The sequence below is a fragment of the Burkholderia sp. 28_3 genome (genome assembly GCF_003253915.1).
GTDB lineage: Bacteria > Pseudomonadota > Gammaproteobacteria > Burkholderiales > Burkholderiaceae > Burkholderia > Burkholderia cenocepacia.
Map to the genome: position 1 here is coordinate 20,891 of NZ_QKZF01000031.1, position 11,320 is coordinate 32,210.

Annotated in this window: 12 protein-coding genes; 10 read left to right on the plus strand and 2 right to left on the minus strand. The window is 61.2% G+C overall.

All coding sequences use genetic code 11. The features are described from left to right. Window positions 1–819: 819 nt before the first annotated feature. From DFS13_RS35840 to DFS13_RS35860, 6 genes are all read left to right on the plus strand, one after another. A complete protein-coding gene (locus DFS13_RS35840) occupies window positions 820–1,086 on the plus strand; it encodes a hypothetical protein (protein ID WP_027811052.1) in 267 nt (88 codons plus the stop codon). Then, a complete protein-coding gene (locus DFS13_RS35845) occupies window positions 1,061–1,612 on the plus strand; it encodes a hypothetical protein (RefSeq protein ID WP_077186813.1) in 552 nt (183 codons plus the stop codon). The genes DFS13_RS35840 and DFS13_RS35845 overlap by 26 nt, the downstream gene beginning before the upstream one ends. Beyond that, window positions 1,600–1,878 carry a DUF3717 domain-containing protein gene (locus DFS13_RS35850; RefSeq protein WP_370540367.1) on the plus strand — a complete coding sequence of 93 codons (279 nt, stop codon included), beginning with the start codon at window positions 1,600–1,602 and terminating at the stop codon, window positions 1,876–1,878. The genes DFS13_RS35845 and DFS13_RS35850 overlap by 13 nt, the downstream gene beginning before the upstream one ends. A 56-nt stretch (window positions 1,879–1,934) precedes the next feature. Then, window positions 1,935–2,078 (plus strand): hypothetical protein, encoded by a 144-nt coding sequence (locus DFS13_RS40480; RefSeq protein WP_154233621.1) that lies wholly within the window; start codon window positions 1,935–1,937, stop codon window positions 2,076–2,078. 104 nt (window positions 2,079–2,182) lie between these two features. Further along, complete coding sequence (locus DFS13_RS35855; RefSeq protein ID WP_027811055.1) at window positions 2,183–2,476, plus strand: type II toxin-antitoxin system RelE/ParE family toxin; 294 nt, start codon at window positions 2,183–2,185, stop codon at window positions 2,474–2,476. 1 nt (window position 2,477) lies between these two features. Then, the gene (locus DFS13_RS35860) at window positions 2,478–2,777 is read left to right on the plus strand and encodes an addiction module antidote protein (RefSeq protein WP_027811056.1); all 300 of its coding nucleotides are present in this window, start codon (window positions 2,478–2,480) and stop codon (window positions 2,775–2,777) included. A 162-nt stretch (window positions 2,778–2,939) separates the two neighbouring features. Here DFS13_RS35860 and DFS13_RS35865 read toward each other — a convergent pair whose 3' ends face one another. Both DFS13_RS35865 and DFS13_RS40060 read right to left on the minus strand, forming a co-directional pair. Next, on the minus strand, window positions 2,940–3,251 hold the full coding sequence (locus DFS13_RS35865; RefSeq protein ID WP_027811057.1) for a hypothetical protein: 312 nt from the start codon (window positions 3,249–3,251) through the stop codon (window positions 2,940–2,942). Between the two features lie 247 nt (window positions 3,252–3,498). After that, window positions 3,499–4,002, minus strand: coding sequence for a hypothetical protein (locus DFS13_RS40060; protein ID WP_143277545.1), 504 nt, complete (start codon window positions 4,000–4,002; stop codon window positions 3,499–3,501). 1,016 nt (window positions 4,003–5,018) lie between these two features. On the opposite strand from DFS13_RS40060, the gene DFS13_RS35870 reads away from it, so the two are divergent. From DFS13_RS35870 to DFS13_RS35885, 4 genes are all read left to right on the plus strand, one after another. Beyond that, complete coding sequence (locus tag DFS13_RS35870; protein WP_027811058.1) at window positions 5,019–5,420, plus strand: hypothetical protein; 402 nt, start codon at window positions 5,019–5,021, stop codon at window positions 5,418–5,420. Then, entirely contained in the window at window positions 5,413–7,479 is a 2,067-nt protein-coding gene (locus DFS13_RS35875) for a type IV secretion system DNA-binding domain-containing protein (protein WP_027811059.1), read from the plus strand. Before DFS13_RS35870 ends, DFS13_RS35875 begins: the two co-directional genes overlap by 8 nt. Window positions 7,480–7,485: 6 nt before the next feature. Beyond that, on the plus strand, window positions 7,486–10,380 hold the full coding sequence (gene mobF, locus DFS13_RS35880; RefSeq protein WP_027811060.1) for a MobF family relaxase: 2,895 nt from the start codon (window positions 7,486–7,488) through the stop codon (window positions 10,378–10,380). A gap of 462 nt (window positions 10,381–10,842) precedes the next feature. Beyond that, a complete protein-coding gene (locus DFS13_RS35885) occupies window positions 10,843–11,319 on the plus strand; it encodes a cupin domain-containing protein (protein ID WP_034192242.1) in 477 nt (158 codons plus the stop codon). Window position 11,320 lies beyond the last annotated feature (1 nt).

The window sequence follows — 11,320 nt, forward strand, 5'->3', positions numbered from 1 at the left end:
CCGCTTCGCTCCGGGCCGGGCTTTCGCGCTGCGCGTCGAGCCCCGCTGCGCGTGTCTCGCCCCTGACGGGCTTCAATCCCTGACGTCTGCGCGCCGTGCCGGCGCTGCGCGCTTCGCTTGCTCGTGGAGTACGCGCCCGCTACGCGCGGGCGGACAGCAGGTCTAGCGGCCGGCTACGCCGGCCGAGGGGGCGCGGGGCCGGCTGCCCCGCGCCGTGTGCGCGATCCGGTCGGGGAAACCGCGTGGTTGCGCTCCATCCTTTTGCGCCGGGTTAAGCGCGTGGATCTGCCATTGGGAGCCGCCCCTTTTCGACGCATAGCGCGGGCGGGCACGGGCGCAAGGGTAAAGCCTGCGCTTCGCTCCGCCCACGTCCTCACCCGTTCGGTGCTCGGCTACGCCTGCGCTCCGCATGCGGCCTCCGGGCGCGCCCTTGCACCCGTGCCCGCCCGCGCTAAACCCGCGTCGAGGCGGCTCCCAATGGCAGATCCACAACCCGACACAAAAGGACGAAATCGTGAGCACAACCACCCCCGACCGAATCACGCACACACGCGCGGGCGTTCCCCCCGCACCCCCCGAGGCTCACCGCCAGGCAGGCATTCGACACACGAAAAATCGCCTGCGCGCGACCGCCGCGCACTGGCTCGGCTGCCCGGTCGATGCCCCCATTCGCGTTTTGTACCGCTGGACCCGCCCTGATGACGACGCGCGCGCTGTGCGGCTCGAAACGAGGACCGACGGTTGCGCTCAGCGCATCACCCTGTTTCGCCTTTCGTCCGGCGCGTGGTCGCCGGTTTGGCAATAACCCGGAGACTCACGATGAGCTACGAGACTGACGAACTGATGATCGAAGGTATCACCGAAGGATTTTTCGCAATTGCGTGTTCCGAACGTGCTGCGTCCTCCATCGGGGTACATCATGGCGACGATGGCGAACTGGCATTTACGCTGCCCACGATCGACTGGACTGCGTGGCAAATCAATGTCGCGATCATGATCTACGAAAAGGCGTACGCGCGCGGCGAGCGCTACGGCGCCGCGAGCGCTCAACGCGTCGTTCGTGAAGCGCTCGGCATCTTCCATTGACCCACTTGCCGGCGCGCAGAAGCTGGCGCGCCGATCGGAGCGAGCTGTGAAAAATGATCGCCCTCCCATCGACAGTTTCGATTTTGCCCTCGAAGCGCGCATACAGCTTGCGCTGCACGGCATCGCCGCGATTGCCGGAAACCAGTGGAACGCGGAGCAGCACTTGATTGACGCCGTTATCTGCGCCCGAGAGAGCGGTGTGCGCGCGTGCCGCGAAGGGTCCGACATGTCGCTGATGCTGGCGGACGAGCCCACTCTTCTTCCGTATTGGGATGACGGCTTCGAAGCCGAGGAATGCGGTCGGGTCGTCTGGTTTGGAGAATGGTTCAGCGACATGGACGGATTGAACGAAACGCGCCCGAGCGTGAGCCTGACCCGGCACGGCTATGTCCCCGCCCTCGAAGTGTCTCATCGTGGCGGCGATTGCGAGCCGAACACCGGCCATCCACGCGAGACGCTTCAGGAGGCGATCGGTGCCGCCAAGGAAATGGAGTCGCGCTGGCACTTCGACGAATGTATCGACTAACCTGCGTGCGCCGTGTACACGGCGCACTCCACGGAGCGAAAACGATGAACAGCACAACAGTTTTGCATATCGAGCAGATCGAGCGCGCGATCAACATTTGGCGCGCACGCCAACCGAGCGTAGACGGTGATCCAATCCTGTGCCGCGAAGCGCGGATTCTTGCCGAACCCTACGCGCTGATGATCGTGAACCGCGCGACGCAGATCGACGCGGCGCACTTGTCGGACACGCAACGCGCCGCGTTCGACGGCGCGTTTTCGAAATAACGCGTCATCGACGCGACCCGCATTCGATTTAGCCGGAGTTCGCGAAGGAGAATGACATGCAGGCACAGTGGGCGATCACCTACAAGACAGAGACTGGATTCGACGTCGAGATCATCGACGCAAGCAGCTTCGAAGAGGCTTGGAGCCGTGCGGAAGCGCCTTTTGGGTCGCAGCTTGTAGAAGTCGAGCGCGTCGCGTGAAAACCGTACCCCCTTCGACGGGCGCATTTCGCGTCGCCGGGGCGTTCAGCCGGCACCCAGAATGCATCTTGAAATCGTGTATCCTATGGGATACTATATAGGATATGAGAATCGAGCAGACAGACGACTTCGCGAAATGGTTGCGCGGCCTACGCGATCACATCGCGCGCGCGCAGATCGCCAAGCGGATTCAACGGCTCGCGCGCGGCCAATATGGGGACATGAAGCCGGTGGGTGCCGGAGTGAGCGAAATGCGCGTGCACGTCGGCCCCGGCTATCGCGTCTACTTTGTCCAACGAGGCTCAACGCTCGTCGTCCTGCTATGCGGTGGCGACAAGTCAACGCAGCAGCGCGACATTGAGCGTGCTATCGCGCTTTCGGCGCAATTGGGAGATTGACATGGGTATCAAGACAACGCCGTTCGATGCGGCCGAATACCTCGACACGCCCGAGGCGCAGGCCGAATATCTGCGGATTTCGTTCGAGACCGGCGATTCCGCCGACATTCAGGAAGCCATCGGCACCGTGGCGCGTGCGCGTGGCATGACGCAGATTGCGCGCGACGCGGGCGTCGGCCGCGAAAGCCTCTACAAAGCGCTGGACGAGCACGGCAACCCGGAATTCGCGACGATCCTGCGTGTTGTGCGCGCGCTCGGCCTCACGTTGACCGTGACGACGCCCGTACACGAGCACGCCTGAGCCGGGATTTTCGCGGCGTCGCGGGCTGGCGGGCGCTCGCCGCTACGCCGCGACCACCCGCCAGCCCGCGACCAATGCGTTAGCCAGTTTGCGCGCTGCGCAAACGAATCGGGGCAATCCCGCTCCGCGCACACTTCGTGCGTCGCCGGATTGCCCCAACGATCACACCGACGCGCCGTCGGCGACAGCGGCGGCCGGCACGCCCTGGGCGGGTTTCGCCGGCACCGGGGTCTCGCACGGTTTCGCGAGTGCGACTTTTACCGCATCAAGCCGCTCTTTCCACTGTTCCGCCGGGATCTCGTCCAGCCCTTCCGCGCGCAGCAGCTCGAGCACCGCCTTATGATTCCGCTCGCGATCCCTGCGGATCATCTCGCGCTGTTGGTCCTGCAGCTTTTTCAGCTTCGCCGCCGCCCTCGCGATCTCGTCTTCGATCGATCGCGGCTTGCGCGCTGTCTTCCCTGCATCTGCTGTCATGGCCTCTATCACTCCATCTTGTCCCTCCCCCTTGCCGCGAAGTGTAACGGAATTCGGCCGCGCAACGTAAAGCACTGAGGCCTGATACCCCGCTGTCGCACCGCTGCCCCGCGCGTCATCCGTCGCGGCGCAATTGCCCGCTGCGCAACTCGCGCGCAGCGGCCGGCACCGTCGCGGCCGCCGACGCAACCGCTCCGAGCGCTGATCCGGCGCCCCCGCATTTTTCCTGCTGTCGCCGCGCGGGGCGTCACCCGCGCCATTCCGCGGCCACCGCCCCGCGCGGACCACCTAGCCAGAGCGCAATGCTCGCATTGCGCAGCTCGAGCACGGCGGTCGCCACCGTCGCGACCGCCGGCCCGACCAACCCGCTCGCCGAGCCCCCGGCCCCGCGACTTTCATGCTGTCGCCGCGCCGGGCGGCGCCCGCGCCATTCCGCAGCCGCCGCCCGGCGCGGACCATCCACCCAGACGCAATGCACGCATTGCGTAGCTCGAGCGCGGCGGCCGCCACCGTCGCGGCCGTCGACCCGACCAAGCCAGCGCGCGAGCGCCCGCCCCGCGCTTTTTTTCGCACAGTCGCCGCGCGGGGCGTCGCCCGCGCCGTTGCGCAGCCGTCGCCCCGCGCGGACCACCCATTCAGTGCGCAATCCTGAATTGCGCAGACCGTGATCGGCGGCCGCCAAGTCGCGCCCGCCGAATACCGCCAAACCGATCGTGCTCACAGCGTTTTCTCTCTGGCTGTTGCTCGACACCCCATCTATCCACGACCGTAATCCGCGCACGCCGGCAGGTTTTCCACATACCCACCGGTCCCCGCGCTTCTCCCGTTTCCCACAACCAACACCGTTGTGGAAAACGGCGCGCGGCCAACGCTCTTGCGATGTAGGCGCATCGCTGCGTCGGTTCGGACCCGTGGATATGTGGAAAACCTGCGTGGCATAACCACCCTCGTCGCTCCGAATTTCCCCCTGTCCGCTCCCTGCCTCCGTTCGACCTCCCTATTCCGTTTTTTCCCTGTGCGGAACGGATCGACGCTCGCCTCGTTTTTCTCTCTTTCGTGTCGGTGACTCAACCTTCACTTTTCTGCAAAATTTTCGCGGTGCTCCACCCAGGCGAACGCCTCAACGGAACGAAATCCTCGCTCTTGCTGGCTGCGATGCCGATCGCCACGCCTGCTGAAAAACCGGTGATACCCGGACCCGTCCGGGTATCACCATCCAGATACCGTCCGTCCGTCCGAGGGGCGACCCGTGGGGCAAGCCCCACCCCCCGACCGGACGGTCACACACCACGCAACTCCGTTGCGGGTGCTTAAAGCCTTGCTGCGCAAGCCTTTAAGCGGTACGACGCCTAAAATCGCGATATCGATAAGGTAGAGCCAAGACTCAAAGCTGGATATAGCGTATGCCGGTATGACGCCCGTAAAACCCTTTTAATACCGTTCGACCTAAGATCGAAAGCGCGCGTGACAACGGCTATATGCGTATTACACCATTGGCGTCACGGTAGTACACCTAAATTCGATGAAGATCCAGATATACAGCAAACGATAATTAAATCAGTGCTTTAAAGACGCGAGGGGGATGTTGATGGAGAAAACAATGCGAAACGACAAGATTGTCGCCCTTCCCAGAAAAACACATAGCCGTATGACGAAACAGCGTGACCATGTGCTAACATCTTCACACGACAGAAGCGCGTATCGGCAGCGCAATCCGCACATAACCACGGCCACAAAAAGGTAAGGATCTCTCGCTACGAGGTCTTCATGCCGCGTCTCAAAACGCCGGGGAAAGGTGCGTCCAAACCCATCTCCTTCAAACTCGATCCCGAGTCGGAACGCTTCTATCGGCGCAAGGCCCAGGAGAACGGTGTGTCGCTGTCCGACTACATTCGCAAGCAGCTTGCGCTCGGCGTCGTCACCGAAAATGTCTCGCTCATCGACCAGCGTCTCAAGGCCCTCATTCAGCAACTGAGTGGGCACACGCCGTCCGATGGCAGCCCCGGCAAATCCGTCCAGACGCTACCGTCCGAACTGGTTCAAGCCGTGTTCTTCAGCCGCGAAGTCCTGACCAGCATCATCAGCGACAGAAACATCCAGTTCTTCCACCAGGCACAGGATCGCGCCGAAGCCGCTACCAAGAAACTGCTGGGAGAGAGCAATGGCTGATCAACGCTCACCCAGCGGACTCGCCACCTTTTCACGAGGAACTGCCCTCTGGTGGCAACAGGCAAAGCTTCTCACCAGTGCGATCGTGGCGGTTGTCGTCGCGGCAATTCTCGTCGGTGCGCTGGCCGGCGGTGCATACGTGTACTTCGTCACGTCGGCCGAAACTCGCTATTTGACGATCAAGCACCTTGAGGCGGAAATCCTCACCGTCGTTCCGATGGCGAATCCGAACGTCTCGTTCCATCTCGGCAACGACGACACGGCACTGCCGCCCGCTGCGGCGCGGTCGTTTACCGAGGATGCGGCCGACGAGTTCTTCGTCTATGCGCGCAATGCTGCCGTGTACGCTGTTCTAACGGCGATTGCCGTCACGTTCCTTTCCGTCCTGTTTTGGATGGAGTACGGCCGCGGAAAACTTACCGACAAGCAGGTGCGCGGTGCCAAGCTCGTCAAAGCAAAGGAGCTCATCAAGGAACTGGAGGCTCGAGACGACGCGAGCCCCTATCGCATCGCCGGCGTGCCGATGCGGAAGAAGGCCGAAGTGCTCGGCACACTCTTTTCTGGTGCCCAAGGCAGTGGCAAGTCCCAGCAGTTTTTTGCGCTGATGGATCAGGTGCGCGCCCGCAAAAAACGGGCGATCGTCTATGACCCATCAGGTGAATTCACCGCTGCGTATTATCGCGAAGGGAAGGACGTCATCCTGAATCCCCTCGACGCGCGTAGCCCGAACTGGAATGCCTGGCGCGAAATCCAAAGCGAGATCCATTACGACGGGCTGGCTGAGGGGCTCATTCCGATTCCGCCGAATGTCGCCGACCCATTCTTCGCGATTGCGGGGCGCATGGTTTTCAAGGGAGCGATTCGTGCGCTTGGCGGCGACAACAAACGAACCAACGCAGCGCTGTACAAGGCCATCGCCCATAGCAATCTCGAGGAATTGCACGCGATCCTAGCGAACGAGTCCGCGGCGACCTACGTCGATCCAGTCACTGAGCGTACGGGCATGAGCCTTAAGATGACCGTGCAGAACCAGCTCGATTGCTTTCGTTACCTGCACGACGAAGGCGAGCCATTTTCGATCCGAGAATGGATCCAGAATGAGGATGAAGACGACGATTCCTGGCTGTTCATTTCCGTCAACGAGGAGCAGAAAACCGCCCTGCTTCCGCTGATCAGCCTCTGGTGTGATATCGCCATCCGCTCGCTGCTGACACTCAAGCCGATTCATCGCGAACGTCTCTGGTACTTCTATGACGAGCTCCCCACTCTGCAAAAGCTCGAGATCATGAAGCTCGCCGTTACCAACATTCGGAAGTACGGCGGTTGCTTCGTGCTCGGCATCCAGGACTTTTCCCAACTCTTCCAGATCTACGGCGAGCACTTGGCGCGCACGATCATCTCCGGATGCCAGACCAAGCTCCTGTTGCGCGTGACCGATGGTGACGCGGCCAAGGCATTGGCCAACGCGATCGGTCAGGCCGACCTCGACGAAAAGGAAGAAAGCCTGAATCTCGGCATCGACGAGCGGCGCGACGGCATGAGCGTTTTTGCGCGACGCAATCTCCGCGATCTCGTCCTCTCATCCGAAATCCTGCACCTGCCCGACATGCAGGGCTATCTGGTCACACCGAGCGACTATCCGGTTGCTCGGGTCAAGTACGAATACGTCCCCCATCCCCAAACGGTGACGCCCTTCATCCCGCGCCAAACGTACGATCTCTGGCTTCCGGCAGGCGCTGTAGCTGACCGTCCGGCTGCGCCGGAGAGATCCGGCAGCGACCCGTCCCTGTCCCACTCCCCGTCACCCAATCCTTCCGGCGCACCGACCACGGCCGCCGAGGATTCGGCGACCAACGCCGCTGCGGCCGGCCCGGCTGTCGGTGCCTCCGCGCCGAACACTCCTCGTTCCGTAGTACAGCCGTCCAACGTGATCTCGCTGTCGACCGGCGAAATCGTCGACGGTGACACCGGCGAGGTTCACGATACGTCGGCTTCCCGCGAGCCAGGCGCCGGCGAACGGCCCACCGGCCGCGCCGGCCTCGGTGACCTGTTGGGGTGACACGCCATGATGAGCATGCACAATGTCGGCAGCGCCAGCCAAGCGCTCCACTATTTTTCGAAAGACAACTACTACACCACCGATCAGGGACTCGAACATTCCGCCTGGTTCGGCAAGGGGGCGGCCACCCTCGGTCTGAACGGGCAAGTCGATCGGAACGTGTTTTTCAAACTGCTGTCTGGGCAGGTCGGCGATCAGCAACTCGGTCGCGTCGTCTTGGACGAGAATGGCGAGCCCGAGGTCGTGCATCGGCCCGGCATCGATTTGACGTTTTCGGCACCGAAAAGCGTCAGTATCGCTGCCGAAGTTTTCGAAGATCGCGAGGTCCGTCTCGCCCACGAGGAAGCCGTCAAGGAGGCGCTCGAGTACGTCGAGGCGTATGTGGCGCAGGCCCGCAAAACGGTCGATGGCGAGACGCTGGTCGAGCCGACCGGCAATGTAGTAGCCGCCCTCTTTCGACACAACACGAGCCGAGATCTCGACCCCGATACGCATACCCACGCCCTGGTCATGAACGCGACCCAACGCGCCGATGGCGAATGGCGATCGCTCACCAATGACGAGTTGTACGTGCAGCAGAAGGTGATCGGGGCAATCTACACGTCCTCGCTCGCGCGCGGGTTGCAGAAGCGCGGCTATGCCATCACGGCACCCGACGAGAACGGGAATTTCGAACTGGTCGGCGTCACGCGGGAGCAAATTGAACACTTCAGCCAGCGCTCGGCAGCGCGCGATCGATGGCTGCGGGCCAACGGAATCGATCCTGCAAACGCCACGGCCGCCGAGAAGGAGCGTGCCGTGCTCGCGACCCGCGAACGCAAGGTCGGCGTCGACCATGAGGCCTTGTCGGTTCAATGGCGTGAGCGCGCACAAGCAGTCGACCTCGACTACAGCGTCATCCAGCAGAAGGCACGGGAGGCGCGGGAAGCGGGAACGGATGCACGGGTCGTCAAGTTGTCCGGTATTGAAGCCCTACGGTTCGCTGCGTCTCACCTCGGTGAGCGCGAAATCGTGCTGAACCAATATGACCTCGTCCAGACCGCGCTCGAACATGCGGTCGGCCGAACGTCTCCGAATCAGATTCTCGATGCCTACAAAAAGCTGGTCCATCAAGGCAAGATCGTCGACCTTCCGGACGGCAACATTACCACCGAGAAGATGCTCAACACGGAGCGCTGGACGGTCGAGAACGCGCTCGCGCAGCGAGATGCGACGCCGGCGATCGCGCCTGCCGAATTAGTCCGGTCCAGAATCGAACAGGCCATCGCCACCGCGCGTGCGGAGCGGAACGATTCCACCTTCGACTACACCCCCGGCCAGCGAGGCGCGATCGAGCATGCGCTGACGAGCAGAGACCGGATCGTCGCGGTGCAGGGGCTCGCCGGCGTGGGCAAAACCACGATGGTCAAGGGAACAGTCCAGGTCGCGCACGAGCAGGGTTGGCTTGTACGAGGGATGGCCGCAACCGGGCAGGCTGCCAAGCAGCTCGAGAACGACTCCGGTATCCAGGCCGATACGGTTACGATGTTCGAGATTCATGAGCAGCGGCGCCAGGATGATTTGAAGGTCCTGCGCGAGTATGTGCCGGACCTATCACGAGAGCGCGAGCTCTGGCTCGTCGACGAGTCATCGTTCCTCGCCCAACGGCAAATGGCTCGCCTATTTAAGATGGCGGAACGAGCGGATGCGAAGGTCATCCTCCTTGGCGACCGCCTCCAGCTGCAGGCCATCGAGGCGGGCAAACCGTTTGAGATCCTGCAGGACGAGGGCGTGACCACCGCTCAGATGACCCAGATCCAGCGCCAGAAGAATCCCGAGTTGCAGCAGGCAGTCGCGATCACCGTGGGCACCGCCGACCTTGCACCGGATGAGCCCCTCACCGACCTGAACCTCGCACGTAACGCTCGCGCCTTCGACTTTCTCGAGCGAGCTGGGCGCGTGACGGAACACGAGGATCCGCGAGACCTGATCGACCTGTTGGCGCGCCAGTACGTCGACCGGGGACCACGAAGAAATCAGACGATCATCATCACCCCGTTTAACGAGGACCGCGTCGAAATCAACAATGCGGTTCGGGCGGAGCTGCAGGAGCGTGGCGATCTCGATGTCAACGACTCGGCACACACCATCTTCCGGTCCGACGGCGATTTGACCCGGGCCAAGCAGAAGGAGGCGCAGTACTACACCAAGGATATGACCGTCCGGTTTGGTCGTGACTATCAGAAAATACTCGCCTCCCGCGGCGAATACATGGGCGTTGTGGGCACTCGACCCGACGAGGGTATCGTCGTTCTGCGGAAGTCCGACGGGTCTCTAATGGAATGGGAACCGAAAAAGTACAACCGGGTGGAGGTGTATCTCTCGGAAACGAGGAATCTCGCCGCGCGTGACGTCATCCGCTTCACCCGCGGCGACGAGCTCGTCAAGAATGGCCACGAGGCGACCGTCGTTTCTGTCAACGAGAACCAGGCGGTCCTGCGGCTCGCGGATGGCAAGGAAATTCCTTGGGATCTCGACGCGCAGCGTCATTGGGATCACGCGTACGCGGTGACGGTTCACGCAGGCCAAGGCGCGACCCGCGAGCAAGCCATGCTGCATATCCCTTCACACAAAATGGAGCGTGATCCGGAAGATGCTCGGCGCCAGTCAGACGTCGCGATGACGGTGCGTAGGATCTTCGGCGACCGGAGCTTCTATGTCGGGCTCACCCGGGCGGTCGAGGATCTCCAGATTTTCACGACCGACGCAATTCTCGCTCGAGCGGCCGTCTCACGCCACCAGGACAAGTCAAGCGCCATCGAGACGCTGCGTGAACATGAGCTGGCCGAGCAGGCGAATACCCAGCCGCAGCGCCAGCGACGTCAACAAGCTGCGCAACAGATGCAGATCGAGCCGGACTGAGGTTGCGGCGCGCGCCCGCGACGGACGCTGTTCCATCGCCTCGCCGCTACGGTTATAGGGGCGATGCTCGGTCGCAGGCGCGCTGCGCGTTCAAATTAAATCAAATCGAAAGAATTGTGTTGGAGTCTCGAATATACCTTTCGATTTGTTGACATCTGTTCGGCGCGGGAACCTCCGTATTGCAAAGCGGTAAAGAATTCCAAATCGATGTCGATATCATCGTGTAGGATCAGCAGCGGTACTATTTCCCCGTGCACCTGCGGTCTCGCGATGTATTAGAAATTTCAACTAAAACCACATCGTATGTTTGCGAAAAACAATAAATTTATGTGTAGAGGGCCGAAGGCGGTGCTTCAACGAGTAACCTTCGTTTCGATTTTTGTAATAGTTTTCATGATATCTGCGGGAAACGTTATGCCAAATTCAAATAGCAGCAGACCTCGCGAATCCAGGGAATTCTGGATGGAGAAACTTGGTCTGGAGCCTCATCCGGAAGGAGGCTATTTTAGATACGCATTTGGTTCTGACATTTATCGAAAGACGGCGAGCGGCGCTGAAAGGAAAAATTATAGCGGAATCTATTTCATGGTGACCCATGATAGCCCGTCGCACTTCCATCAGATGATATCCGATGAAATATGGTACTACCACTCTGGCGACCCGCTCATGATGCACGTCATCGATGAAACGGGAGCATATCGGACGGTCCGTCTCGGCCCGAACGTGGAACATGGAGAGGTACTTTCTGTAGTTATGCGCGGAGGATGGATTTTCGGGGCGTCGGTCGATTCAGGTGATTACACGTTGGTCAGTTGCGCTGTTGTGCCGGGATTTGACGATGCTGATTATAGAATTCTTACTCAGTCCGAGTTGCTGGGAAAGTATCCGCAATATCGAGATATCATATTGAAGATGGCGTATCAGAATCTGCCCAAGTGAC